Genomic DNA, 26,001 nt, shown 5'->3' with positions numbered 1-26,001 from the left:
GACCCAATACGGACTTTTCCCATGTCAGACGACATCGAAATCGACATCGACGATCTTGAACGCCGGATGGACGGCGCGATGGTGGCGCTGCGCCACGAATTCGCGAGTCTGCGCACCGGGCGCGCCTCGGCGAGCATGGTGGAACCGGTCATGGTCGATGCCTACGGCGCGATGACGCCGATCAACCAGGTTGGCACCGTCAATGTGCCGGAACCCCGGATGGTCACGATCAACGTCTGGGACAAGGGCCTTGTCGGCAAGGTCGAGAAGGCGATCCGCGACAGCGGACTTGGCATCAACCCGCAGCTCAACGGCACGATCATCATGCTGCCGATCCCCGAGCTGAACGAGGAGCGCCGCCGCGAACTGACGAAGGTCGCCGCGCAATATGCCGAGAGCGCGCGCGTCGCGATCCGCAACGTGCGCCGCGACGGCATGGACCAGATCAAGAAGGCCAAGAACGACGGGATGAGCGAAGACGATCAGAAGTTCTGGCACGACGAGGTGCAGGGCCTGACCGATCGGCAGATCTCCGCCGTCGACAAGGCACTGGAAGACAAGCAGGCGGAGATCATGCAAGTCTGAGGACTTGCCACGGGGGCCGGAAAGGGCAGGGCCAATGGCCGCGAAGGACATCACGGGCGCCGCGCCGTCACATGTCGCCATCATCATGGACGGCAATGGACGCTGGGCGACCTCGCGCGGCTGGCCGCGTCTCGTCGGCCACCGCAGGGGGGCCGAGCGCGTCCGCACCATCGTCGAGGCCGCACCGGGCCTCGGGATCCGCTATCTCACGCTCTATGCCTTCTCGACCGAGAACTGGAAGCGGTCGACCGAAGAGGTCATCGGCCTGATGACGATCTTCGCCCGCTACATCCAGTCCGAGGCGGAGCGTCTTTCGGCCGAAGGCGTGCGCCTGCGCTTCATCGGCAGCCGCGACCGGCTCGACAAGAAGCTGCAGAAGCTGATGGCCGGGATCGAGGAAAAGACGAAGAACAACGACCGGCTGCACCTGACGGTCGCGATCAACTACGGCGGCCGGGACGAGTTGGCCCGCGCGGCACGGACACTGGCCGAGGATGTGGCTGCGGGACGGATCGCCCCCGAGGCTGTGGACGATGCCGCGCTCGAGGCGCGGCTTGACACCCATGACCTGCCGGATCCCGACCTCGTGATCCGCACCTCGGGAGAGACGCGGATTTCCAACTACCTCCTCTGGCAGTCGGCCTACGCCGAATACGAATTCACCGAGACCCTGTGGCCGGATTTCACCCCGGCCGAGCTTGAGGCGATCCTGTCGCGCTACCACGCGCGCGAACGCCGCTACGGCGGCGCGCTGACGGCATGAGCGATGCCGGCAAATGGGGCGACCTTGCCCCGCGCCTGATCTCGGGCGCCGTGATGGCAGTGGGCGGGTTGACGCTGGTCTGGATGGGTGGGCCATGGTTCGCCGGACTTGCCATCGTCGCTGGCGCGCTGATGATCTGGGAACTGGCGCGGATGACCGATCCAGGCCGTCCGGCCGAGGCGCTCTTGCTGGCCGCCGCCGCTGCCGTGATCCTCAGCACGATCCTCGTCTCGCACAACCCCTATCATCTGCCACTTCTCATGGTGCCTACGCTCTTTGGTCTCTTGCGCCCGAAACGGCCGATGCGTCTCGCCTTCGTGCTTTACGCGGCGATGGTCATGATCGCGAGCTACGGGCTCGTCGCCTTCCGTGAGGGCTACGGGCTCTTGTGGCTTCTCTGGCTGGTCCTCGTCGTCGTCGTCACCGATATCGCCGGCTATTTCGCGGGCCGGATCTTCGGGGGACCGAAATTCTGGCCACGCTTCAGCCCGAAGAAGACATGGTCCGGCACGGTGGCGGGCTGGATCGCCGCGGCTCTTATCGGGCTCGTCTTCCTACGCCTCTCTACCGCCGGCATCGACCTCTTGTGGATCTCGGCCCTGCTGGCCTTCGCGTCGCAACTGGGCGATATCGCCGAAAGCGCGATCAAGCGGAAGGCCGGGGTGAAGGATTCGTCGAACCTGATCCCGGGGCATGGCGGATTGATGGACCGGTTCGACGGGCTTCTCGGGGCCGCGCTCTTCATGCTTCTCGTGGCGCAACTGACGGATGTGCCCGTCGTCAGGTTCTAAGTCATGCGCCGCGTTTCGGTCTTCGGCGCCACCGGGTCGATCGGTGAAAGCACCTTCGATCTCCTGACCCGGCAGGGCGGGGCGGACACATACCGCATCGTCGCCCTGACGGCCGGCCGCAACGTGCGGCGGCTTGCCGAACAGGCGCGGGTGCTCCGGCCAGAGATCGCCGTCATTGCGGATGAGGCGCTATTGCCGGACCTGCGGGAGGCCCTCACCGGCACGGGGATCGCCACGGCGGCTGGCGACGCCGCCGTGGCCGAGGCCGCCGACCGGCCCGCCGAATGGGCCATGTCCGGCATCGTCGGTGCCGCCGGCCTCGCGCCCGGTTTCCGGGCTCTGGCGCATGGCGGGACTTTGGCGCTCGCGAACAAGGAAAGCCTGGTGACGGCCGGTCCCTTGCTGATGGAAGAGGCCGCCCGCCATTCGGCGCGGATCCTGCCGGTCGACAGCGAGCATTCCGCGGTGTTCCAGGCGCTGGCGGGCGAGGATATGGACGCGGTGGAGCGGATCACGATTACCGCCTCGGGCGGCGCCTTCCGTGACTGGCCGCTTGAAGACCTCGCCCGCGCATCGGTGGCCGAAGCGTCCACGCATCCGAACTGGAACATGGGGCAGAGGATTACTATCGACAGCGCCTCCATGTTCAACAAGGCGATGGAAGTCATTGAGACAAGGGAGTTCTTTGGAATAGACCCCGACCGGATCGAGGTCCTCGTCCATCCCGAATCGATGCTCCACGCGCTGGTCAGCTTCCGCGACGGTGGCATGATCGGGCATCTTGGCGCCCCCGACATGCGCCATGCCATCGGTTACGCGCTGAACTGGCCCGACCGGGCGCATCTGCCCGTCGCGCGGCTCGACCTCGCGGCGATCGGGCGGCTGACCTTCTCCGCCCCCGATCCGGCGCGGTACCCCGCACTCCGGCTGGCGCGGGAGGTGATGGCGGCGGGCGGCCTTGCCGGCTCCGCGTTCAACGCCGCGAAGGAGGCCGCGCTCGATGCCTTCATCGCCGACCGCATCGGGTTCACGGCCATGTCCGGTGTTGTCGAAGAGGTGCTCGACCGGCTTTCCGGGCAGGGTGGGCTTGGCAAACCGGCCACGAGCCTCGATATGGTTTACGACATGGACCGATCTGCCCGCCGCATTGCCGGCGAGGTGATCGGCGAAACCGACAGGATCTGACCTTGGATTTTCCCGGACTTCTGACCTCGCTCGGCGATTTTGCCTACACCGCCGGCGCATTCGTGATTGCGTTGTCGATCATCGTCGCGGTGCACGAATACGGGCACTACATCGTCGGCCGCTGGTCCGGCATCCATGCCGACGTCTTCTCTCTCGGGTTCGGCCCGGTGCTGTGGAGCCGCATGGACCGGCGTGGTACCCGCTGGCAGATCGCCGCCGTGCCCTTCGGCGGTTATGTGAAGTTCCTTGGCGACGCCAACGCGGCCTCCGCCGGGGCAGACACGACAACGATGTCGCGGCTTTCGGACGACGAACGCCGGCACACGATGCACGGTGCCCCGCTCTGGGCGCGCGCCGCGACGGTTTTCGCGGGCCCGGCCTTCAACTTCGTCCTGTCGGTCGTCGTCTTCGCGGGCATGCTTTTTGTCAGCGGCGTCGCCACAGATGCGCCGGAAATCGAGGCGCTGCGGCCCCTTCCGGTGGAGAACGGCCTGATGCCCGGCGATCGTATCCTGTCGGTGGCGGGGCACGAGACACCGGATTACGAGGCGCTCGGCAAGGTGGCCGAGATGCTGCCGGACGATGCATCGGTCGCTTACCGGGTCCTGCGGGACGGGCAGGAGGTGACGGTGGACGGGCCGACGCTGATCCCGGCGCTTGTGCTCGCGGTGCTGCCGAAAAGCGCGGCGATGGATGCCGGGCTTCGGGAAGGCGATGTCATCCTCGCCATGAACGGCACACCGACGCCGCGGTTCGACGATCTGCAGGCTATCGTGAAGCAAAGCGGCGGCGAGCCCATCACGCTCAGCGTCTGGCGCGACGGAACGGAGTTCGAGACCAGGCTCGCGCCCCGCGAACGTCCGGTCACGGCCGAGGATGGCGGGCTTCAGACCGGCTATCAGATCGGCATTTCGGGCAGCTTTATGTTCGATCCCGCGACGCGGGCGCCGGGCCTTGGCGAAGCCCTGCAATCCGGGGTCGGTCAGACTTGGGGAATCATCGAGACCACCTTCTCGGCGCTTTCCTCGATGGTGGCCGGCAAGATTTCCACCTGCAACCTCAACGGCCCGGTCGGCATGGCACAGGCCACGGGGGCGGCCGCGAGTGCGGGGCTGTCCTCCTTCGTCTGGCTCATCGCGGCGCTTTCGACGGCGATCGGGCTTCTCAATCTCTTCCCGATTCCGGTCCTCGACGGCGGGCATCTGGTCTTTCACGCCTATGAATGGGCGACGGGCAAGCCGCCGCCGGACCGCTTCATGAACGTGGCGATGGCCGTCGGGCTGACGCTCGTTCTCGCGCTGATGCTCTTCGGCCTGACCAACGACCTCTTCTGCCGCTGAGGGACGGATGCCGCGGCGCGGCAGCGCAATAGCGCCCCCATCGTGCCGCATTGCTGCCATATTCGGCGCCTAATTTTTGGGCCAATCGTCCAGGTCATCGAAGGTTCAGGCCCATGCAGCTGATTCAGAGCGGATATCGCGGCTTTTCTCTGGTGCTCGACCTCGGGTTGGACCGTATCCTGATCCCGCTGGCCATCGTCCTCGGCCTTGCCGGCGGCGCGATGATCGGCGCCGAGCTGACGCAGTTCCAGAGCCCGGAAAACCCCTTCATGCACTGACTGTCCGCGCGGCAGTCTTCTATCGCCCGAATACCGGCGCGGCCCCAAAGGGCCGCGCCGTGCCTTTTGACAAGATACGCCTTTCCCGGTAGTCACTTCGACAGAGAGTAGTAAATAAAACCCGGGGGGCAGAGCATGTCGGCGGACGGGCGCAATGGATTTAAAATCGGGCGCAACCTGAAGGGCGGTTTCAGGTTTGCGCTTTTCACCGTTCTGACCGTGATTTGCGGGCTCCTCTTCACCCAGGCCGAGGCGCAGAACTACAGCTTTTCCCGGGTGTCGGTCGAAGGTAACGAACTGATCGAGCCCGCGACCATCGTCAAGATCGCAGGAATCGCCCAGGGCGAGACGGTGTCGGACGCGGCGCTCAACGACGCTGTCCAGCGCTTGATCGGCTCCGGTCTCTTCGCTTCGGCGGATATTGTCACCTCCGGCGGCACGCTCGTCATCCGGGTGCGGGAAAATCCCGTGGTCAACATCGTGAACTTCGAGGGCAACCGGCGGCTGAAGGACGAGGACCTCGCCGGGGTCGTCAAGTCGCAGGCCCGCCGCGTCTACTCGGCAGCCCAGGCCGAGGCGGATGCGGCCGCGATCACCCAGGCCTATGCCGATGCCGGCCGCCTCGCCGCACGGGTCGAGCCAAGGATCATCGACCGCGGCAACAACCGCGTCGATCTGGTGTTCGAGATCCGCGAAGGCAAGGTGACGGAGATTGAACGGCTCAGCTTCACGGGCAACCGCGCCTATTCCGACCGCCGCCTCCGGCAGGTTCTCGGGACCAAGCAGGCCGGTTTGCTGCGCACGATCATTCAACGCGACACCTATGTCGCCGACCGCATCGAGTTCGACAAACAGATGCTGACCGACTTCTATCGGGCCCGTGGCTACATCGACTTCCAGGTTCTGTCGGTGACGCGCGAATTTTCCCGTGAACGCGATGGTTTCTTCCTGACCTTCGCGGTCCGTGAAGGTCTGAGCTACAAGTTCGGCAAGATCACGACGGTCAGTGAATACGAGGGCGTGGACGCCGCGCCCTACGACGCCGTTGTCCGGATCCGTCCGGGTGCGACCTACTCTCCTCTCGCGATCGATACCACGATCAGCCGGATGGAGAAGATCGCTCTCGATCAGGGGCTGAATTTCGTCAACATCGTGCCCCGCGTCACCCGCAATGAGCGCGACCAGACGCTCGACATTGTCTTCGCGTTGACCAAGGGACCGAGGGTTTTCGTCGAGCGCATCGACATTGAAGGCAACGCTACCACGCTCGACAAGGTCATCCGGCGTCAGTTCAAAACCGTGGAAGGCGACCCGTTCAATCCGCGCGAGATCCGCGAGGGCGCGGAGCGGACCCGGGCGCTTGGATTCTTCGAGACGGCAGAGGTCAATTCGCGTCAGGGCACAGCGGGCGACCAGGTCATTGTCGACGTGAACGTCGAGGAAAAGCCGACCGGCTCGCTCAGCTTCGGCGCGAGCTACTCGGTTTCCAATGGCGTCGGATTCAATATCGGACTGAGCGAGGCGAACTTCCTCGGACGCGGCCAGTATGTCAGCCTCAATCTCGCCGCGGGGACGGACAACAAGAACAGCTCGATCACGTTCGTCGAACCTGCCTTCCTCGACCGCGACCTGAAGTTCCGCTTCTCCGCCTATTACAACACTACGGAGAATGACAATTCGGACTACTCGACGAAACGGATCGGCGGTTCTCCGTCGATCGAGTTCCCGATGGGCGAATTCAGCAGTCTCGAACTGAGCTACAAGGTCTCGCAGGACGAGATCTACGATGTCGACGCCAATTCCTCCCAGCTCCTGAAGAACGAGGAAGCCCGTGGCGCCGAACTGACCAGCTCGCTCGGCTACCGCTATGCTTACGACACCCGGATCGGTGGCCTTGATCCGAACCGCTCGGTCCGGTTCGAGTTCGGGCAGGATTTTGCCGGCGTCGGCGGCGATATCCAGTCGGTCAAATCCACGGCTCTTGCCTCCTATCAAATGAAGGCGTTCCGCGAGGAAGTCACCTTGCGGGCGGAGATCGAAGGCGGTGCGCTGTTCACGAGCGGCGGCGACAGCCGGCTTGTCGACCGGTTCACCGGGAACGGAAAGATCCGGGGATTTGAACCGAACGGCATTGGTCCGCGCGATCTGACCGCGACCAACGAGGACGCGGTCGGTGGCAACTACTTCGCCGTCGCGCGGCTGGAAGCGGAATTCCCGCTTGGACTGCCCGAGGAATACGGGATCAGCGGCGGTCTTTTTGCCGATTTCGGCTCGGTCTGGGGGCTCGACAACACTCTGGGCATCATCGACGACGGGATGCACCTGCGCTCCTCGATCGGTTTCTCGATCTTCTGGGATACCGCGCTTGGCCCGCTCCGCTTCAACTTCTCGAAAGCGCTCGACAAGCAGAGCTACGACAAGGAGCAGAATTTCGACCTGACCGTCTCGACGCGGTTCTGATGGGCCGGTTCTGGTCCGCACTCCTGGCGCTGGCATGGCTCGCCGGCGCCAATGTTGCGATTGCACAAACCGCGCCAGCCCAGCCGGTCCAAAGTCCGATCCTGACGCTGGATCAGGATCGGCTTTTTGCCGAAACGCTTTGGGGAAAACGCGCGGCTGCGCGGATCGAGGCGGCATCTGCGGACCTCGCCGCGGAGAACCGTCGGATCGAGACGGACCTGACGGCCGAGGAAAAAGCGCTCACGGAAAAACGCGCCTCGATGCCGGCCGAGGAATTCCGGACGGCAGCCGACGCTTTCGACGCCAAGGTCACCGAAATCCGCCACACGCAGGATGCGAAGGCGCGCGCCATCGGTCAGATGCAGGACACCGAACGCCAGCGCTTCTATGCGGCGGCACTGCCGGTCATGGGCGAGGTTCTCCGCAGCCGGGGCGCGGTCGCGGTCCTCGATTCCCGTGCGATCTTCCTTGCCGCCGACGTGATCGACATCACCGGGGAAATGGTCGCCCGGATCGACGCCTCGATCGGTGCCGGGGAGGATGTGCCGATGCCGGCGCCCGCCGACGGGACGGAGGCACCGGGCGCGGCGGATGACGGCAACTGAGCGCTTCTTCTTGCCAGCGCCGGGGCGAGTTGCTAGCTAGACCGGACCATCGCGGGGGAGACGATCTCATGACAGCAGAGCCGATCACCGAGGCCGACATCCATCTGATCCAGCGGATCATTCCGCATCGCTACCCCTTCCTGCTGATCGACAAGGTCGTCGATATCGTCCCCGACAAGGGGTGTGTCGGCATCAAGAACGTCACCTTCAACGAGCCGCATTTCACCGGCCATTTCCCGGCCAAGCCGATCATGCCGGGCGTGCTGGTGGTCGAGGCGATGGCACAGGCGGCGGCGGTTCTGGTCGGCATCTCGATGGATGTGGTGGGCCGTGATCTCCTGACCTACTTCCTCTCGATCGATTCCTGCCGTTTCCGCCGCATGGTCGTTCCCGGCGACGTTCTGGAACTGCACATGACGGTCAAGCGCGGCGGCGGCAAGATCTGGAAGTTCGATGGCCGGGCGATGGTCGGGGACCAACTCGCCTGCGAGGCCGAGATCGCCGCGATGATGGATCTCAGGGACTGAGGATGACCATCGACCCCAGCGCGCAGATCCATCCCTCGGCGCATGTCGAGCCGGGCGCGCGTATCGGCGCGGGATGCCGGGTCGGGCCGTTCTGCCTGATCGGGCCGGAGGTGGTGCTTGGCCGGGCGGTCGAGGTCAAGAGCCATGCCGTGATCACCGGCCGGACCGAGATCGGCGAGGGCACGGTCATCTTTCCCTTCGCGACCATCGGCGAAATCCCTCAGGACCTGAAGTTCCAGGGAGAGGATACGTCGCTCGTGATCGGCGCGCGCAACCGCATCCGCGAACACGTGACGATCAATGTCGGCACGGGGGGCGGCGGTGGCGTGACCCGGATCGGCGACGATTGCCTTCTGATGGCCGGGGCCCATGTCGCGCATGACTGCCAGCTCGGCAACAAGGTCATCCTTGTCAACAACGCCGCCCTTGCCGGCCATTGCGTGCTGGAGGACGAGGTCATCGTCGGCGGCCTCTCCGGTGTCCACCAGTTCGTCCGCATCGGCCGCGGCGCCATGATCGGCGCGGTGACGATGGTGACGGCCGACGTGATCCCCCACGGTCTCGTTCAGGGCCCGCGCGGCACGCTCGACGGGCTGAACCTCGTCGGCCTGAAACGGCGCGGGGCCGGGCGCGGCGACATCACCGCGCTTCGCGATCTGGTCGCGGCGCTGGGGCAGGGCACCTTCCGGGATACCGCGCGGGCACGGTCGGCGGAGAATCCCGACTGCGCGCTCGTGCGCGAGGTGCTGGACTTCATCCTCGGCCCGTCCGACCGCTCCTTCCTCACGCCGCGATGAGCGGAACGGCGATCATCGCCGGCGAGGGCGGGCTGCCGGCCCGGCTCGTCGCGGCGCTCGCGGAACGCGGCGAGACCTGCATCCTGGCCGAACTCGACGGGTTTCCGGCCGACGTTTCGGGCGTGACCCCGATCCGGTTCCGTATCGAGCGTCTTGCGCTCCTTCTCGACGATCTCGCCGCGCGCGGAGTGACCCGCGTCGTCTTTGCCGGGGCGATCCGACGCCCGCGCCTCGACCCGGAGCTGTTCGATCCGAGAACGGCGACGCTCGTGCCCCGGCTTCTCGCCGCGATCGGGGAGGGTGATGACGCGGCGCTCCGCGAAGTCATCGCGATCTTCGAGGACTGGGAGTTCGAGGTCGTCGGTGCCGAGACGCTCGCGCCCGACCTCGTTCCCGGCGCCGGACTTCTCGCCGGCACGCCGGGCGAGGCCGATCGCCGCGACGCCGCCCGCGCCGCCGAAATCGTCGCGGGCCTCGGCGCGCTCGATCTCGGGCAGGGGGCCGTGGTGGCGCAGGGGCTCTGCCTTGCCGTCGAAACGCTGCCGGGCACCGACGCGATGCTGGCCTTCGTGGCACTCCATGCTCCCAGGCTCAGACCCGATCCGGCAGGTGCGCGGGGCGTCTTCTACAAGGCGCCGAAGCCCTCTCAGGACCGCCGGGTCGATCTGCCGACGCTCGGGCCCGACACGGTCCGCGCCGCCGCCGCCGCCGGTCTTGCCGGCATCGCCTGGGAAGCGTCGGGGGTGATCCTGCTCGACCCCGCCGCGATGGTGGAAGCGGCCAGGGCCGCCGGCCTCTTCCTCTGGGCGCGGGAACGATGAAGTTGTTCCTCATCGCGGGCGAAGCTTCCGGCGATGCCCTCGGGGCCGCCCTGATGGCGGGACTGAAGACCCTCGCGCCCGGCATCGCCTTCCACGGTGTCGGCGGCCCGAGGATGGAGGCCGAAGGGCTGAAGAGCCGCTTCCCGATGGAAGAGCTCTCGGTCATGGGGCTGGTGGAGATCCTGCCGAAATACCGCCATCTGAAGCGCCGGATCGCGGAAACCGCCGCGGCCGTGGCGGAGCTTGCGCCCGACGCCCTCATCACCATCGACAGCCCGGATTTCTGCCTCCGCGTCGCCGCCGCAGCGCGGACCCTGCGGCCCGCGCTCCGGACCATGCACTATGTCGCGCCGACGGTCTGGGCCTGGCGTCCGGGCCGGGCCGCGAAGATGGCGCCCGTCATCGACCATGTGCTGGCACTCTTTCCCTTCGAGCCGCCCTATATGGAAGCTGCCGGCATGACCTGCGATTTCGTCGGCCATCCGGTCGTGGCCGACCGCCTCGGTACCGCCGACGAGGCGGAGGCGTTCCGCGAGACGCACATGATCGGCGCCGACCAGCCGCTCCTCCTCTGCCTGCCGGGCTCGCGGCGCAGCGAGGTCACCCGTCTCGCGCCGCGCTTCGAGGAGGCGATCGCCCGGCTGCGCGACCGCGAGCCGACCCTGCGCGTCGTGATCCCCACCGTGCGCGGCGTCAGCGCGCTGGTGCGCGGTATCGTGGCCGGCTGGAAGGTCGTGCCGCTCGTGGTCGAGGGCGCCGACGACAAGCGCGCGGCCTTCGCCGCCGCCGATATCGCGCTCGCCGCGTCGGGCACGGTCAGTCTGGAGCTCGCGGCCAACCGGATCCCGATGGTCATCGCGCATGATTTCAACTGGCTCACCTGGCAGATGATGAAACGAGCCGCCCTGATCGACACGGTGACGCTCGTCAATATCGTGTCGGAGACCCGGACCATCCCGGAATTCCTCGGCCCTGCCTGCCGCCCGGGCCCGATCGCCGCCGCACTCGCGCGGCTCGTCGACGACGAGGATGCCCGCGCGGCCCAGCTTTCGGCGATGGCGCTGACGATGGACCGGCTCGGACAGGGCGGCGAGGCTCCGGGGCTGCGCGCGGCGCGCTCGGTCCTCGCGCATCTCTGAGGCCCTGGACATCATCTCGCCGGAAATATCCCCGCCGGAGGCTCCCACGGCTGCCGAAGGACGCTCCTCGGGGGATATTTGAAGCAAGGTGAAGAGGATCAGTTTCCGCGCCAGATCCAGCCGCCGCCGAGAATGCGGCTGCCGTCCGGGTCGTAGAAGACACAAGCCTGGCCGGGGCTGACGCCCTCTTCGGGGTCGAGAAGCTCGACCTCCGCCGTCGTGGCCGACAGGGGCCGGATCACGGCCGGTCGCGGTGGCCGGGTGGAGCGGATGCGGACATGGACCGGCCGTTCGGCGGCCGCGTCGAAGTCCCCGTCGCCGAGCCAATTGATCTCGCGGACCGGAACCGTGCGGGTCGAGAGCGCCTCTTTCGGCCCGACGACGACGCGCCGGGTCGCGGGGTCGAGCTTGACCACGTAGAGCGGATCCTCGAGCCCGCCGATGCCGAGACCGCGGCGCTGGCCGATCGTGTAGTGGATGACGCCCCGGTGGCTGCCGAGGACATTGCCGTCCATGTCGACGATCTCGCCCGGATCGGCCGCGCCGGGGCGCAGCTTTTCGATCACGCTCGCGTAGTCGCCGTTCGGCACGAAGCAGATGTCCTGACTGTCGGGCTTGTCGGCGACCGAAAGCCCGTACTTCGCCGCAAGCGCGCGGGTCTCGGCCTTCGAGGCGAGATGGCCGAGCGGGAAGCGCAGGTAGGCCAGCTGCTCCGGCGTCGTCGAGAAGAGGAAATAGGACTGGTCGCGGTTCGGGTCGGCGGCCGAATGCAGTTCCGGCCCGTTCGCCCCCATCTTGCGCTGGATGTAGTGCCCGGTCGCCATGCAATCCGCGTCGAGATCCCTGGCCGTTGCCAGAAGATCCTTGAACTTCACCCGCTCGTTGCAGCGAATGCAGGGCACCGGCGTCGCGCCGGCAAGATACGCGTCGGCGAATTCGTCGATCACCGCCTCGCGGAACATGTTCTCATAGTCGAGGACATAGTGCGGAAAGCCCATCGCCTCGGCCACCCGGCGGGCATCGTGGATATCCTGACCCGCGCAGCAGGCGCCCTTCCTGGCCAGCGCCGCGCCGTGGTCGTAAAGCTGCAGGGTGACGCCGACGACGTCGTAGCCTTCCTCCTTCAGCATGGCCGCGACGACCGAGCTGTCGACGCCGCCCGACATGGCGACGACGACCCGCGTTTCGGCGGGGGGCTTCGGCAAGCCGAGCGAATTCAGTCCGTGGTGGTCCAGCGCCATCGTGCACTCCGGGGAAGATCGAATGGAATATAGGAAAATTCGATCCACTCACAACCCGCAGTTTCACCCCTCCTTAAGTCTGGCGGTCCAGATTTTCCGCGGGCGAAGACAAGGGGTGTACCATGTTCCTGAAGAAAATCGACGGGCCGAGGGCCATTACGCTTCCCGACGGAACGATCATGACGCGGGCCGACCTGCCGCCGGCCGAGACGCGCCGCTGGGTGGCGAGCCGCAAGGCGCGGGTTGTCAGGGCAGTGGCCTACGGCCTTCTGCCGCTGAGGGAGGCGCTCGAGCGTTACGCGCTCAGCGAGGAGGAGTTCGAGATCTGGCGCGATGCCGTCGAAAAGCACGGCGAAAAGGCCTTGAAAGTGACGGCGATCCAGAAATATCGTCAACTTTAGGTTGATCAGAATAATCCTGCCGCTACGGTAACTTGTGATTAACCATTCTGATCCAGTGTGGGGGTGATCGAGGGATTAATGCGGAGAACGCCTGATGAGAATCCTGTTGGTAGAGGACGATCCCACCACGTCCCGCAGTATCGAGTTGATGCTGACCCATGCCAATCTGAATGTCTATTGCACCGATCTCGGGGAAGAAGGCATCGATCTGGCGAAGCTCTATGACTACGATCTGATCCTGCTCGATCTCAACCTGCCGGACATGAACGGGCATGAGGTGCTGCGCCAGCTTCGCATGGCGAAGATCGACACGCCGATCCTGATCCTGACCGGCGCCGACGATACCGAAAACAAGATCCGCGGCTTCGGGTTCGGCGCCGACGACTACATGACCAAGCCCTTCCACCGGGAGGAGCTGGTGGCGCGGATCCATGCGATCATCCGCCGCTCCAAGGGGCATTCCCAGTCGATCATCAAGACCGGCAAGATCGCGGTCAACCTCGACGCCAAGACCGTCGATGTCGCGGGGACGCCGGTGCATCTGACGGGCAAGGAATACCAGATGCTGGAGCTTCTCAGCCTCCGCAAGGGCACGACGCTGACGAAGGAGATGTTCCTCAATCACCTCTATGGCGGCATGGACGAGCCGGAGTTGAAGATCATCGACGTGTTCATCTGCAAGCTCAGGAAGAAACTGTCCGAGGCGACGAGCGGCGACAACTACATCGAGACGGTCTGGGGGCGCGGTTACGTGCTGCGTGAACCGAGCGAGTCGAGCGAGCCGCGAAAGATCGCGGTCGGGGCCTGAGCGGCGGCCGCGCGCTCCGCGCCCTTGGGGGAGGGCGCGGGCCGGTGGGCGCAATGGGACGGGCAGCGACGCGAAGACTGGACCTCTCCGGACGGGCGCCCTAACACTTTCGGGGTCAGCTTCGGAGAGGTCCTTTCATGTCAGCGGCAAAGACGCCTTCCGGCGCCGGAAATTCGGGCGCCACCGGCCGCACCATGGTGGCGGTCGCGGAGCTGAACGCGGCGCAGGCGGGGGCGGAATGGCAGCGGCTGGCAGCGGCGGTGGCGCGGGCGAACCAAGCCTACCACACGGAGGACGCGCCGGAGATATCTGATGCCGACTACGACGCGCTGAAGCGGCGGCTTCAGGCAATTGAGACGCGGTTTCCGGAGCTTGCCTCGGCCGGAAGCCCGACCGGTCAGGTGGGCGCGGCCCCGTCCGAAACCTTTGCGAAAGTGCGCCATGCGGTGCGGATGCTCAGCCTGGAAAACGCGTTCGAGCCGGAGGAGATCACCGATTTCGACGACCGCATCCGGCGCTACCTGAACCTCGGCCCCGACGCGGCCCTGATCTACACGGCGGAGCCGAAGATCGACGGGCTGTCGCTCTCTTTGCGCTACGTCGGCGGGCGGCTGGTTCAGGCCGCGACGCGGGGAGATGGCGAGACCGGCGAGAACGTGACCGAGAACGCCCGCACGATCGCCGATATCCCGACGACGCTCTCCGGCGCGCCCGAGGTGCTGGAAGTCCGGGGCGAGGTCTATATGAGCCATGCCGACTTCGCCGCGCTGAACGCGCGGCAGGAGGCGGCCGGCGCCAAGACCTTCGCCAATCCGCGCAACGCCGCCGCAGGCTCGCTCCGCCAGCTCGACGCGGCGATCACCGCCGCGCGGCCGCTCAGGTTTTTCGCCTATGCCTGGGGAGAACATTCCGAACCGCTGGCCCCGACGCAGATGGAAGCCATCGCCCGGCTGGGCGCGCTCGGTTTCGTCACGAACCCGCTGACGCGCCGCTGCGACGGACCGTCGGCCCTTCTCGATGCCTATCGCGAGATCGAGCAGAAGCGCGCGACGCTCGGCTACGATATCGACGGGGTGGTCTACAAGGTCGACGAACTGTCGCTGCAACACCGGCTCGGCTACCGCTCCACCACCCCTCGCTGGGCCATCGCCCACAAGTTCCCCGCCGAACTGGCCTGGACGCGGCTTGAGGCGATCGACATCCAGGTCGGGCGCACCGGCGCGCTGTCACCGGTGGCGCGGCTCCTGCCGGTGACGGTCGGCGGCGTCGTCGTCTCGAACGCGACCTTGCACAACGAGGATTACATCGCCGGCCGTTCGGCAAGCGGAGAGGCGATCCGGGGCGGCAAGGACATCCGCCCCGGCGACTGGGTGCAGGTCTACCGCGCCGGCGACGTGATCCCGAAGATCGCCGATGTGGACCTTTCCAAGCGCCCCGTCGATGCGGCGCCTTACGTCTTTCCCACCACCTGCCCTGAATGCGGGTCGGATGCCGTGCGCGAGGAGGGCGATGCGGTTCGCCGCTGCACCGGCGGTCTCATCTGCCCCGCGCAGGCCGTTGAAAAGCTGAAGCATTTCGTCTCCCGCGCGGCGTTCGACATCGAGGGGCTCGGCGCCAGGCAGATCGAGATGTTCTTTGCCGACGAGACGCTGCCGATCCGGGAGCCTGCCGATATCTTCACCCTCGCCGCGCGCGATGCGGCCCACCTTTCGAAGCTGAAGAACCGCGACGGCTTCGGCGAGAAATCCGTGACGAACCTCTTCCAGGCGATCGAGGAACGGCGGACGATCCCGCTCAACCGGCTGATCTTCGCGCTCGGCATCCGCCATGTCGGCGAAAGTGCCGCGAACCTTCTGGCGCGGAACTACGGCACATGGGCGGCGTTCGAGGCGGCGATGACCGCCGCGACGGTCGGCGAGGGGCCGGAATGGGAGGCGCTGACCGCCATCGACGGCGTGGGTGCCGTTTTGGCCGCCTCGGTCGTCAACAGCTTTCACCAGGAGGCCGAGCGCGCCTCCATCGACCGGCTGGTGGCCCATCTCGACGTTCAGGAGGTCGCGCGCCCCCGCACGGACGGCAGCCCGGTCGCCGGAAAGACCGTCGTCTTCACCGGTACGCTCGAAAAGATGACGCGCGCCGAGGCCAAGGCGCGGGCCGAGGCATTGGGCGCGAAGGTGGCGGGGTCGGTGTCGACCAAGACCGACCTTGTCGTCGCGGGACCGGGTGCGGGATCGAAGGCCAAGCAGGCCGAAGCACTCGGGGTCGAGATGATCGACGAGGACGCCTGGCTGAGGCTGATCGGCGGATGAGCCGTCCGGCGATCCTCTTCCCGCTTTTCGCGGAACTGGACACGCTGGAGGGCGTCGGCGAAAAAACGGCGAAGCATTTCGCGCAGATGGGCGTGGAGCGGCCGCGCGACCTTCTCTTCACGCTGCCCTATGCCGGCGTGGACCGGCGCCTGAAACGCACGATCCGCGACTGCGTTCCACCGGCGACGGTCACGGTCGAGGTCGAGGTCGGCGCCCATGTTCCGGCGCGGCGCAAGGGCGGGCCGGCAAGGGTTTTCGTCCGCGACGCGGAGACGGAGTTCCAGCTCGTCTTCTTCCACGCGAAACCGGACTATCTCCAAAAACAATTGCCTACGGGGCAAAGACGAGTCGTTTCCGGCAAGGTCGAGATCTTCGACGGCCTCGCCCAGATGGTCCATCCCGACCATATCCTGCGGCCCGAGGACGCGCGCGACCTGCCGGAATTCGAACCGGTCTATCCCCTGACCGCCGGCATCACGCTGAAGCTGATGCAGAAGGCGGTGGCGGCGACCCTGGCGCGCGTGCCGGACCTTGCTGACTGGATCGACCCCGCCCTGAAGGCCCGCGAGAAATGGCCGGGCTGGGCCGAGGCGATCCGCGCCGCCCATGCGCCGGGCACAATGTCCGACCTTGCCGCCGAGGCGCCGGCACGCCAGCGGCTTGCCTATGACGAGTTGTTCGCCCATCAGCTGACGCTGGCCTTGGCACGTGCCTCTCTCCGCCGGGGCAAGGGGCGGGCGAGTGTCGCGACCGGAAGGTATCAGCGCAAGGTCCTGGCCGCACTTCCCTACCGTCCGACGGGCGCGCAGGAGCGTGCGATGGGCGAGATCGCCGCCGACATGGCCGCCGACAAGCGGATGAGCCGGCTTTTGCAGGGCGATGTCGGCTCCGGCAAGACGCTGGTGGCCTTCATGGCGCTTCTCGTCGCGGTGGAGGCGGGCGGGCAGGGGGTGATGATGGCGCCGACCGAGATCCTTGCCCGGCAGCACCTCGAAAGCCTGCGGCCGCTCGCCGAGGATGCCGGCGTGGTGCTGGAGGTTCTGACTGGCCGCGACAAGGGGGGCGAGCGGGCGGCGAAATTGGCCGCGCTGAAGGACGGCAGGATCCACATCCTCGTCGGCACCCATGCCGTCTTTCAGAAGGATGTCGCGTTCCATGATCTGAGGCTGGCGATCATCGACGAACAGCACCGGTTCGGTGTGGCGCAGCGGATGGAACTGGCGGCGAAAGGGCTGACGGCGGACGTGCTGGTGATGACGGCGACGCCGATCCCGCGCTCGCTCAGCCTCGCGCAATACGGCGACATGGATGTGTCGATCCTCGACGAGAAGCCGGCGGGGCGGAAGCCGGTGAAGACCGCGCTCGTTTCGTCCGGGCGCTATGACGAGGTGGTCGGTCATCTGCGCCAGGCCGTCGCCGAGGGGCGGCAGGCCTATTGGGTCTGCCCGCTTGTCGAGGAAAGCGAACTCGTCGACCTGACGGCGGCCGAGGACCGGTTCAGGGCGCTCCGCGTGTCGCTGGGCGAGGGCGTGGTCGGCCTCGTCCACGGCCAGATGCCGCCGTCCGAAAAGGACGCCGCGATGGCCGCCTTCGCGGAAGGCCGGACCAAGGTGCTGGTGGCGACGACGGTGATCGAGGTCGGCGTCAACGTGCCCAATGCCTCGATCATGGTGATCGAGCGGGCGGAGATCTTCGGCCTCGCCCAACTGCATCAGCTTCGGGGCCGGGTGGGGCGCGGTGCCGCCGAATCGACCTGCCTGATGATGTACCAGCCGCCGCTGAACGACGGCGCCGAGCGGCGGCTGGCCATCCTGCGCGAGACCGAGGACGGGTTCCGGATCGCGGAGGAGGATCTGGCGATGCGGGGGGCGGGCGATCTCATCGGCACCGCGCAATCGGGCCTGCCGCGGTTCCGCATCGCGGATCTGGAACGGCAAGCCGCGCTTCTGGCCGTGGCCCAGAGCGATGCGCGCAAGCTTCTGGCCGACGATCCCGGCCTGACGTCCAGGCGGGGCGAAGCGGCGCGGGTGCTTCTGTGGCTGATGGCGCAGGACCGGGCGATCCGGCTGATCAAGGTCGGATGAGGAAATCCGCTTTCGTTCACTAATGTTCTTAAAAAGTTCTTTACAAAGCGCTTCTGCTGTGAGAACAAATGAGCAACAGAGGTGAAGCTGAAGGGGTTGCCCGATGAAGACCGATCTGAAATCCGTCCTGCTCCGCGCCCGTGGCACCCTTGCCCAGGACATGGCCGGCCTTGCATCGCTCGTCGCGATGCTGATCGTCGGGCTGCACCTGCCGAGCCTCATCTGATCCTGACGTTACTGCCTCGCGGTTTTCCGCCGGTCTTGCGCCTGTCCCCAGTCCCCGGCTCTCCCCGAGCCGCGCGCCCGGAAAACGGAAATCGCTTCCTGCCGCCGCCTCCCGAACCGGAGCGCGGCGGTTTTTTTATGTCGGCGCGCGTGCCGCGCGCCGATCCGCCGGGGGGCGTTGCCCCCCGGACCCCTCAGAGTATTTTCGAACAGAAGAAGCTCAGGCGGCCGCTTCGGCCTCGGCCAGCGCCTCGGCGGTCGCTTCGAGCGCGAGAAGGATCGAGGCGTGGCGGTTCTTGTAGTCGCGCGCGGGCTCCAGCACCTCGTAGCCGGTGAAGGGGGCGGAGGGCACCGGCCCGCCCTCCTTCAGCATGGCGCGAAGCTCGTCGCGCGCGCGTTCGACCTCTTCCCGGCTCCGTCCGATCATGTGCGCGCCCGAGAGCGCCGCGGAGGCCTGCCCCAGGGCGCACGCCTTCACGTCCTGGCCGTAGTCGACAATCCGGCCGTCCTTCACGACCACATCGACCGTCACGGTGGAGCCGCAGAGCGGCGAGCGCTTCCGCGCCGTCGCCGTCGGGTGGTCGAGCCGCCGCGCATGCGGGATGTCGGCGGCGAGCGCGAGGATGCGCTGCGAATAGAGCTTGATGAGATCGGTGTCGCTCATGGCTTTTCCTGTCGGCGGTTCCCCCCTAGATAGGACGCGACGAGCGACTTGGAAAGGTGGCGCCATGCCCTTCGACCCCGCGACATTGGTTTATGACGACCGTGGCCTCATCCCCGTGGTCGCGCAGGATCACGGTTCGGGCGAGGTGCTGATGCTGGCTTGGATGAATGCGGAGGCGGTGGCGCGGACGCTGTCGACGGGGCGGGTGACCTACTGGTCGCGGTCGCGGGGCGCCTTCTGGGTGAAGGGCGAAACCTCGGGCCACGTGCAGAAGCTGGTCGAGATGCGGTTAGACTGCGACCGCGATTGCCTGCTGGCGCTTGTCGAGCAGACCGGGCCGGCCTGCCACACCAACCGCCGGAGCTGCTTTTTCACCGCCGTTCGGGATGGCGGCGAGGTCGAGATCATGGCGCCCGAGGCCTGAGCGTCAGGCCAGGCCGACCATGCGGCGGATATCCGCCGGACTCGCGCCTTCGGCCCGGTACTTCGAAATGGCGCGGGCATCGTCGCGCTTGGCGAGCCGCTTGCCTGCCGCGTCGCGGATCAGGCGGTGATGGTGGTAGATTGGCGTCGGCAGGCCGAAGAGGTGCTGGAGGATGACCTGGACGGGCGTGAAGCCGAAGAGATCCTCGCCCCGGATCACGTGGCTGATACGCTGGTCGGCATCGTCGAAGGCCGAGGCGAGGAAATAGGCCACGATGTTCTCCCCCTTCCGGGACAGGACCACATCGCCGATCTCCGAGACGACCTTCGCACGGCTGATGCGGTGCTGGCCCCGATGGCATTCTCCGGTTTCGGTGAAGACGAGGGCGTCCGGGTCGATTTGGTCGAATGCGCGGCCGAGATTGAGGCGCAGCGCGTCGCCGGGCTTGCGGTCCGACATCGGTCGGTGGCGGCAGGTGCCGGGATAGATTTGGTGCGCAACGCCTTCCTGCGGTGCGGAGGCCGCATTGCGGATATCGGCGCGGCTGCAGGAGCAGGGGTAGAGAAGGCCGCTGTCGGCGAGCGTCTCCAGCCGGGAATTGTAGTCGGGGATGTGCCCGGACTGCCGGTGGACGGGACCGTCCCATCTCAGGCCGAGCCAGGACAGGTCTTCGCGGATCAGGGCTTCCCATTCCGGCTTGCTGCGTCCGAGGTCGGTATCTTCCATCCGCAGGAGGAATTCGCCGCCGGCGCGTCGGGCCATGTCATGGGCGAGGATCGCGGAATAGGCATGGCCGAGATGAAGCGGGCCGGTCGGCGAGGGCGCGAAGCGGGTGCGCATCAGCCTTGCGCCGCAAGCCATTCCGAAAAAACGGTTTTCGCCCGGTCGGTATAGGCCTTGTAGCGATCCTTCCGGCCCCTGCGGCCGCCCTTCGCGTCGATCGGGGGGAAGAGCCCGAAATTGACGTTCATCGGCTGGAACGTCTTCGCATCCGCGCCGCCGGTGATGTGGGTAATGAGCGCGCCCATCGCGGTTTCGGGACCGGGTGGCGGCAGGTCGCGGCCGAGGATCTCGGCCGCCGCCATGCGCCCGGCCAGAAGACCCATCGCGGCGCTCTCGACATAGCCCTCGACGCCGGTGATCTGCCCGGCAAAGCGGACATGCGGCCGGGATTTCAGGCGCATGCGGCTGTCGAGAAGCGTGGGCGAATTGATGAACGTATTGCGGTGGATGCCGCCGAGGCGCGCGAAACTTGCGTCCTCCAGGCCTGGGATCCGTTTGAAAACATCCGTTTGCGCACCGTACTTCATCTTCGTCTGGAAGCCGACGATGTTGTAGAGCGTGCCGAGCGCATTGTCGCGGCGGAGCTGGACCACGGCATAGGGCTTGACCTCCGGCCGGTGGGCATTGGTCAGGCCCACGGGCTTCATCGGGCCGAAGCGCAGCGTCTCGCGCCCGCGTTCGGCCATCACCTCGATCGGCAGGCAGCCGTCGAAATAGCCCGCCGTCTCGCCTTCGTGGAACTCCGTCTTGTCTGCGGCGAGGAGCGCGTCGATGAACGCCTCGTATTCGTCGCGGGTCATCGGGCAGTTCATGTAGGCGGTGCGCTCGTCCTCGGTCTCGCCCTTGTCGTAGCGCGACTGCATCCAGGCGACCGACATATCGACGCTTTCGGCATAGACGATGGGCGCGATCGCGTCGAAGAAGGCAAGCGCCTCGGCGCCGGTCTCGGCGCGGATGGCCTCGGCCAGGGCGCCGGAGGTGAGGGGGCCGGTGGCGATGATCCAGTGCCCGTCCCGTGGCAGCGCCGTCACTTCGTCACCGCTGACCTCGATCAGCGGATGGGAGCGCAGTGTTTCGGTGATGCTTTCGGCGAAGGGATCGCGGTCCACCGCGAGCGCGCCGCCGGCGGGCAGGCGGTGGCGGTCGGCCGCGGTCATGATCAGGCCGTCTGCCGCGCGCATCTCCCAATGGAGGAGGCCCACCGCATTGCGTTCGTCGTCATCGGAGCGGAACGAGTTGGAACAGACCATCTCGGCCAGATGGCCGGTGCGGTGCGCGAAGGTGCCGACCTTCGGCCGCATCTCGTGGATGGTGACGGGAACCCCCATTGTGGCCGCCTGCCAGGCGGCCTCCGATCCGGCCATGCCGCCACCGACGATGTGGAGTCTGTCACGCATGGCCGCGATCTAGGCCATGTCCGGCGGAATGAAAAGCCCCGTGCGGGCGGATCGGGTTCAGAACCCGATCTCGACGCCGATATCCTTGAGGTAGTCCCTATCCGCCTTGTTGGAGCGGTCGTGCGAGGCCTCCGCTTCCGTCTCGAGGTCACGGCGGAAATGCGAGAATCCCGTGGCGATGGAGGCGAGGAGGGCGCTGCCAAGAGGCGTCCGGGCGGGTCCGGCCGGATAGTTGGCGGTGGTGTCGAACAGGCTCATGTCTCGTCCTCCGTAAGGGCCGGCCGGAACCGGTCCCGATCAATGGCACATGCACGAAATGGTGCGATGAGTGGTAATCAATGCTGGGAAGGAAATTCTTTAGATTGCGTTAATGTTGTATTTATAAACCGAGGGTTGTGTCGGAATTGTGGCCCGCAGGCCACTCATCCTGACCCTGACGCAAGGTCAGGACGCGAGGGCAAGGTCCGGGTGCTCGCGGAAGATGTTGTCGTTGACGACCAGGTTGAGATGCGGCTGAACGGACATGCCGCGCGCAGGCTTCGGGCGGGCCGCGTGATGGGTCGTAAATCCGGGCCGCGCGGATTGCGGACGTGCCGATTCGTCGCGCGGTTGCCGCGGGACGTTTACCACGCGCCGGGGGGCGACCACCGGGGCCGGCGCGATCTTGCGGGCGCGCGGCCTCCAGTGCAGCGCCGACCGGCGGGAATTGGCGCGCGGCAGGGTCTGGGTGTAGGTCAGGATCAGCGCACCGATCAGAGCGAGGTCGCGCCAGAAGCCCTCGAGGTTGTTCGAGGAGATATTCTGGATGTAGCTCGACCAGAAGAGCACGGTCGCCAGAAGAAGCGCGGAGACCCGCAGCCAGGCGCCGACCAGAACCAGATAGGCCGTCGTGAAGATCACCGCCTTGCCGGCGAGATCGGCATAGGGTTCAGGCAGGAACGGCGCGGTCAATGGCCAGGCGACGGTACCGGGGATGAGACCCAGCGAGACCGCTAGGAAATACGAGGCGATGACAATGCGGACAAGGTTCTGCCCGCTCTGGTTCAGTTGTGCGTTTCTTGTTTCTTGATCCGCCATGACGCAGTCCCTTCTCTGGCAACTAGAAAACCGAGACCCAAATCACTGATAAACCCGAAACAGTCTCCCCCTGATTGAATGATTGTCAGCCAAATCGGGCGGGACTTCGGTTGGAATGTGGTAATAGCCCTCAAGAATTTGTTGAAATCTTGCCCTTGCCGACGAGCTTTGAAGACAATCGGCGCCTGTTGCGTCAGATTGTTTCGGATCTGATTTTCATCTTAAGATTGTGCCGCCCTTGGCGCGGAACCGGCCCGAATCGCGCGGCGCCCGCGCGTGAACGCGCGGGCGCCGCTGGACATGCCGCTTTGGGACAAAGCGCTAACGATGCTGACCGGCGCCGGCCGTAGGCCGGTGCGGCGCGTCACTCGGCCTCGTCGTCCTCGCCCTGATCGGCAATCCGCGCGACCGAGACGACTTCCTCGCCCTTCGCCGTGTCGAAGACCCGGACCCCGCCTGCGGAGCGCGAGCGGAAGCTGATCCCGTCGACCGGGCAGCGGATGGACTGACCCGTCGAGGTGGCGAGCATGACCTGGTCGTCGATCTCGACCGGGAAGGAGGCGACGAGCCGTCCGCCGCGCATCGCCTTGTCCATCGCCATCACGCCCTGGCCGCCGCGCCCGCGCACCGGGTAGTCGTGGCTGGACGAGATCTTGCCCGCGCCCTTGGCGGTGATGGTCAGGATCAGATCCTCGGCCGCGGACATCTCCGCGTAGCGGTCCTGGCTGAGCTGACCTTCTGCCACCGCTTCCTCGTCCTCGTCCGGCGCTTCGTCTTCGGTCACGCCGGCCATCAGGCGGCGCTGCTTGAGGTAGGCGGCGCGCTCCTCGGGCGTGGCCTCGAAATGACGGATGACCGACATCGAGACGACCTCGTCCTTCGCGGCGAGCCGCACGCCCCGGACGCCGGTCGAGTCGCGGCCCTTGAAGACGCGGACCTCGGTCGTCGGGAAGCGGATGGCGCGGCCGAGGGCGGTGACCAGCATCACATCGTCATTCTCGTCACAGATCCGCGCATTCACGAGGCTGACGCCTTCGGGCAGCTTCATCGCGATCTTGCCGTTCCGCATCACGTTGGTGAAATCGGAAAGCGCGTTGCGGCGCACGTCGCCTTCAGAGGTGGCGAAGAAGATCTGCAAGGCTTCCCATTCCTCCTCCGGCACGTCGACGGGCATGATCGCGGCGATGGAGACGCCGGTCGGGATCGGCAGGATGTTGACGATCGCCTTGCCCTTCGCGGTCCGACCGCCCAAGGGCAGGCGCCAGGTCTTGAGCTTGTAGACCATGCCGTCGGTAGTGAAGAACAGAAGCTGGGTATGGGTGTTCGCCACGAACAGCGTGGTGACGACGTCATCCTCTTTCGTCGCCATGCTGCTGAGGCCCTTGCCGCCGCGCCGCTGGCTGCGGAAATCGACCAGGGGCGTGCGCTTGATGTACCCGCCCGAGGTGATCGTGACGACCATGTCCTCGCGCTCGATCAGGTCCTCGTCGTCCATGTCGCCGGCCCAGTCGACGATCTCGGTGCGGCGCGGCACGGCGAACTGGGCCTTCACCTCGCGAAGCTCGTCCGAGATGATTGCCATGATCCGTTCGCGGCTGCCGAGGATGTCGAGGTAGTCCTTGATCTTGCCGGCAAGCTCCTGAAGCTCGTCGGTGACTTCCTTGACGCCCATCGCTGTCAGGCGCTGCAGGCGCAGGTCGAGGATCGCGCGGGCCTGGGTCTCGGAGAGGTTATAGGTGCCGTCGTCGTTCATCTTGTGGGTGGGATCGTCGATCAACCGGATATAGTCGGCGATGTCGGCCGCCGGCCAGCGCCGGGTCATCAGCTTCTCGCGCGCCTCGGCGGGATCGGCCGAGGACCGGATCGTCGCCACCACCTCGTCCACGTTCGACACCGCGACGGCAAGCCCGCAGAGGATATGGCTGCGTTCACGCGCCTTGCGCAGCTCGTAAGCCGTCCGCCGCGCCACGACTTCCTCGCGGAAACCGATGAAATGCGTAAGGAAATCGCGCAGCGTCAGGGTTTCCGGCCGTCCGCCGTTCAGGGCCAGCATGTTGCAGCCGAACGAGGTCTGCATCGGCGTGAAGCGGAAAAGCTGGTTCAAGACCACTTCGGGCGTCGAGTCGCGCTTCAGTTCGACGACGACGCGCACGCCGACCCGGTCGCTTTCGTCTTGCACGTGGGCGATGCCCTCGATCTTCTTGTCGCGGACCATCTCGGCGATCTTCTCGATCATCGAGGCCTTGTTGACCTGATACGGGATCTCGTCCAGCACGATGGCATAGCGGTCCTTGCGGATCTCCTCCACCCGCGTCTTGGCACGGATGACGACGGAGCCGCGCCCTTCGAGATAGGCTTTCCGCGCGCCGGAGCGGCCAAGGATGATGCCGCCCGTCGGGAAATCCGGCGCCGGGATGATCTCCATGAGCGCTTCCATCGACAGGTCGGGATCCTCGATCAGCGCCAGCGTGCCGTCGATCACCTCGCCCAGGTTGTGCGGCGGGATGTTCGTGGCCATGCCGACCGCGATGCCGCCCGCGCCGTTGACCAGCATGTTCGGGAAGCGCGCGGGAAGGACCGTCGGTTCCTTGTCCTTGCCGTCGTAGTTGTCCTGAAAATCGACGGTTTCCTTCTCGATGTCGGCAAGAAGGAAGGCCGACGGCTTGTCCATCCGCACCTCGGTGTAGCGCATGGCCGCGGCGTTGTCGCCGTCCATCGAGCCGAAGTTGCCCTGGCCGTCGAGAAGCGGCAGCGACATGGAGAAATCCTGCGCCATGCGGACCAGCGCGTCGTAGATCGCGGCATCGCCGTGCGGGTGGTATTTCCCCATCACGTCGCCGACGGGGCGGGCGGATTTCCGGTAGGGCTTGTCGTGGCTGTTGCCGGTCTCGTGCATCGCGTAGAGGATGCGGCGGTGCACGGGCTTCAGCCCGTCGCGCAGGTCCGGAATCGCCCGGCTCACGATCACGCTCATAGCGTAGTCGAGATAGGCGGTCTTCATCTCCTCCGCGATGTCGACGCTGGGGCCGTCATATGTGGGGCGCCGGGGTTTTTCTTCAGCGTTTTCAGCGTTTTCAGGGGTTTCCGGGGTGTCGGTCACGGATGCTCGCCCTCTGTCCTTCGGCCCGCTCAGGGCGCTAGATATTGTTGCGGCGAACTATACCCCATGCCATCCATAGGGTGCAATGGCAGCCGCCCCGCTTTCGCCGGGTTCCGGCAACACAATCATAACACATTGTTTTCATTGTCGTTACCAGAGGCTGATGTAGCATGGTCCGAGGAAGGCACTGACGGAGG

25 protein-coding genes are annotated in these 26,001 nt (G+C 66.2%); 18 read left to right on the top strand and 7 right to left on the bottom strand.

Annotated features, from left to right (window positions below; genetic code table 11):
- The first annotated feature begins 21 nt into the window (after window positions 1-21).
- The 12 genes from frr (at window position 22) to lpxB (ending at window position 11,291) form a co-directional block, all read left to right on the top strand.
- The gene (gene frr, locus V5734_RS13260) at window positions 22-585 is read left to right on the top strand and encodes a ribosome recycling factor (RefSeq protein ID WP_347310117.1); all 564 of its coding nucleotides are present in this window, start codon (window positions 22-24) and stop codon (window positions 583-585) included.
- 34 nt (window positions 586-619) lie between these two features.
- On the top strand, window positions 620-1,348 hold the full coding sequence (gene uppS / locus V5734_RS13255; protein WP_347310116.1) for a polyprenyl diphosphate synthase: 729 nt from the start codon (window positions 620-622) through the stop codon (window positions 1,346-1,348).
- Complete coding sequence (locus V5734_RS13250) at window positions 1,345-2,139, top strand: phosphatidate cytidylyltransferase (RefSeq protein ID WP_347310115.1); 795 nt, start codon at window positions 1,345-1,347, stop codon at window positions 2,137-2,139. Before uppS ends, V5734_RS13250 begins: the two co-directional genes overlap by 4 nt.
- Window positions 2,140-2,142: 3 nt before the next feature.
- Window positions 2,143-3,324 carry a 1-deoxy-D-xylulose-5-phosphate reductoisomerase gene (dxr, locus tag V5734_RS13245; protein WP_347310114.1) on the top strand — a complete coding sequence of 394 codons (1,182 nt, stop codon included), beginning with the start codon at window positions 2,143-2,145 and terminating at the stop codon, window positions 3,322-3,324.
- 2 nt (window positions 3,325-3,326) lie between these two features.
- Window positions 3,327-4,664 carry an RIP metalloprotease RseP gene (rseP, locus tag V5734_RS13240; protein ID WP_347310113.1) on the top strand — a complete coding sequence of 446 codons (1,338 nt, stop codon included), beginning with the start codon at window positions 3,327-3,329 and terminating at the stop codon, window positions 4,662-4,664.
- A gap of 113 nt (window positions 4,665-4,777) precedes the next feature.
- Complete coding sequence (locus V5734_RS13235) at window positions 4,778-4,942, top strand: hypothetical protein (RefSeq protein WP_347310112.1); 165 nt, start codon at window positions 4,778-4,780, stop codon at window positions 4,940-4,942.
- A 135-nt stretch (window positions 4,943-5,077) separates the two neighbouring features.
- Window positions 5,078-7,402, top strand: coding sequence for an outer membrane protein assembly factor BamA (gene bamA / locus V5734_RS13230; protein WP_347310111.1), 2,325 nt, complete (start codon window positions 5,078-5,080; stop codon window positions 7,400-7,402).
- Complete coding sequence (locus V5734_RS13225; protein ID WP_347310110.1) at window positions 7,402-8,007, top strand: OmpH family outer membrane protein; 606 nt, start codon at window positions 7,402-7,404, stop codon at window positions 8,005-8,007. Before bamA ends, V5734_RS13225 begins: the two co-directional genes overlap by 1 nt.
- A 68-nt stretch (window positions 8,008-8,075) precedes the next feature.
- On the top strand, window positions 8,076-8,534 hold the full coding sequence (fabZ, locus tag V5734_RS13220) for a 3-hydroxyacyl-ACP dehydratase FabZ (protein ID WP_347310109.1): 459 nt from the start codon (window positions 8,076-8,078) through the stop codon (window positions 8,532-8,534).
- 2 nt (window positions 8,535-8,536) lie between these two features.
- The gene (gene lpxA / locus V5734_RS13215; RefSeq protein WP_347310108.1) at window positions 8,537-9,331 is read left to right on the top strand and encodes an acyl-ACP--UDP-N-acetylglucosamine O-acyltransferase; all 795 of its coding nucleotides are present in this window, start codon (window positions 8,537-8,539) and stop codon (window positions 9,329-9,331) included.
- On the top strand, window positions 9,328-10,152 hold the full coding sequence (locus tag V5734_RS13210; protein WP_347310107.1) for an LpxI family protein: 825 nt from the start codon (window positions 9,328-9,330) through the stop codon (window positions 10,150-10,152). The genes lpxA and V5734_RS13210 overlap by 4 nt, the downstream gene beginning before the upstream one ends.
- Window positions 10,149-11,291, top strand: a complete 1,143-nt coding sequence (lpxB, locus tag V5734_RS13205) for a lipid-A-disaccharide synthase (protein ID WP_347310106.1) — start codon at window positions 10,149-10,151, stop codon at window positions 11,289-11,291. Before V5734_RS13210 ends, lpxB begins: the two co-directional genes overlap by 4 nt.
- 98 nt (window positions 11,292-11,389) lie before the next feature.
- On the opposite strand, the gene mnmA is transcribed toward lpxB, so the two are convergent.
- Window positions 11,390-12,532, bottom strand: coding sequence for a tRNA 2-thiouridine(34) synthase MnmA (gene mnmA / locus V5734_RS13200; RefSeq protein WP_347310105.1), 1,143 nt, complete (start codon window positions 12,530-12,532; stop codon window positions 11,390-11,392).
- Between the two features lie 122 nt (window positions 12,533-12,654).
- On the opposite strand from mnmA, the gene V5734_RS13195 reads away from it, so the two are divergent.
- From V5734_RS13195 to V5734_RS13175, 5 genes are all read left to right on the top strand, one after another.
- Window positions 12,655-12,933, top strand: a complete 279-nt coding sequence (locus V5734_RS13195) for a DUF1153 domain-containing protein (protein ID WP_347310104.1) — start codon at window positions 12,655-12,657, stop codon at window positions 12,931-12,933.
- A 94-nt stretch (window positions 12,934-13,027) separates the two neighbouring features.
- On the top strand, window positions 13,028-13,741 hold the full coding sequence (ctrA, locus tag V5734_RS13190; protein ID WP_347310103.1) for a response regulator transcription factor CtrA: 714 nt from the start codon (window positions 13,028-13,030) through the stop codon (window positions 13,739-13,741).
- 194 nt (window positions 13,742-13,935) lie between these two features.
- Window positions 13,936-16,050, top strand: a complete 2,115-nt coding sequence (gene ligA, locus V5734_RS13185) for an NAD-dependent DNA ligase LigA (RefSeq protein WP_347313633.1) — start codon at window positions 13,936-13,938, stop codon at window positions 16,048-16,050.
- Window positions 16,047-18,134, top strand: coding sequence for an ATP-dependent DNA helicase RecG (gene recG / locus V5734_RS13180; protein WP_347310102.1), 2,088 nt, complete (start codon window positions 16,047-16,049; stop codon window positions 18,132-18,134). The genes ligA and recG overlap by 4 nt, the downstream gene beginning before the upstream one ends.
- A gap of 103 nt (window positions 18,135-18,237) precedes the next feature.
- The gene (locus V5734_RS13175) at window positions 18,238-18,360 is read left to right on the top strand and encodes a hypothetical protein (protein ID WP_347310101.1); all 123 of its coding nucleotides are present in this window, start codon (window positions 18,238-18,240) and stop codon (window positions 18,358-18,360) included.
- A 219-nt stretch (window positions 18,361-18,579) separates the two neighbouring features.
- On the opposite strand, the gene V5734_RS13170 is transcribed toward V5734_RS13175, so the two are convergent.
- Window positions 18,580-19,023 carry an iron-sulfur cluster assembly scaffold protein gene (locus V5734_RS13170; protein ID WP_347310100.1) on the bottom strand — a complete coding sequence of 148 codons (444 nt, stop codon included), beginning with the start codon at window positions 19,021-19,023 and terminating at the stop codon, window positions 18,580-18,582.
- Window positions 19,024-19,087: 64 nt separating this feature from the next.
- Between V5734_RS13170 and hisI the strand changes: the two genes are divergently transcribed.
- On the top strand, window positions 19,088-19,447 hold the full coding sequence (hisI, locus tag V5734_RS13165; RefSeq protein WP_347310099.1) for a phosphoribosyl-AMP cyclohydrolase: 360 nt from the start codon (window positions 19,088-19,090) through the stop codon (window positions 19,445-19,447).
- A 3-nt stretch (window positions 19,448-19,450) separates the two neighbouring features.
- Here the strand turns inward: hisI and gluQRS are convergent, their stop codons facing one another.
- The 5 genes from gluQRS to gyrA all read right to left on the bottom strand — a co-directional run bounded on the left by gluQRS (window position 19,451) and on the right by gyrA (window position 25,804).
- Window positions 19,451-20,287: a tRNA glutamyl-Q(34) synthetase GluQRS gene (gluQRS, locus tag V5734_RS13160; protein WP_347310098.1), complete on the bottom strand. Its 837-nt coding sequence runs from the start codon at window positions 20,285-20,287 to the stop codon at window positions 19,451-19,453.
- The gene (trmFO, locus tag V5734_RS13155; RefSeq protein WP_347310097.1) at window positions 20,287-21,627 is read right to left on the bottom strand and encodes a methylenetetrahydrofolate--tRNA-(uracil(54)-C(5))-methyltransferase (FADH(2)-oxidizing) TrmFO; all 1,341 of its coding nucleotides are present in this window, start codon (window positions 21,625-21,627) and stop codon (window positions 20,287-20,289) included. The genes gluQRS and trmFO overlap by 1 nt, the downstream gene beginning before the upstream one ends.
- A gap of 57 nt (window positions 21,628-21,684) precedes the next feature.
- Window positions 21,685-21,885, bottom strand: a complete 201-nt coding sequence (locus tag V5734_RS13150) for a hypothetical protein (protein ID WP_347310096.1) — start codon at window positions 21,883-21,885, stop codon at window positions 21,685-21,687.
- Window positions 21,886-22,071: 186 nt separating this feature from the next.
- Window positions 22,072-22,704: a hypothetical protein gene (locus V5734_RS13145; RefSeq protein WP_347310095.1), complete on the bottom strand. Its 633-nt coding sequence runs from the start codon at window positions 22,702-22,704 to the stop codon at window positions 22,072-22,074.
- A gap of 364 nt (window positions 22,705-23,068) precedes the next feature.
- A complete protein-coding gene (gene gyrA / locus V5734_RS13140; RefSeq protein WP_432759626.1) occupies window positions 23,069-25,804 on the bottom strand; it encodes a DNA gyrase subunit A in 2,736 nt (911 codons plus the stop codon).
- Window positions 25,805-26,001: the final 197 nt, after the last annotated feature.

It is taken from the genome of Defluviimonas sp. SAOS-178_SWC (genome assembly GCF_039830135.1).
Classification (GTDB): Bacteria; Pseudomonadota; Alphaproteobacteria; order Rhodobacterales; family Rhodobacteraceae; genus Albidovulum.
Note: the sequence above shows the minus strand (reverse complement) of the source record. Positions and strands in the feature narration are given on the sequence as shown.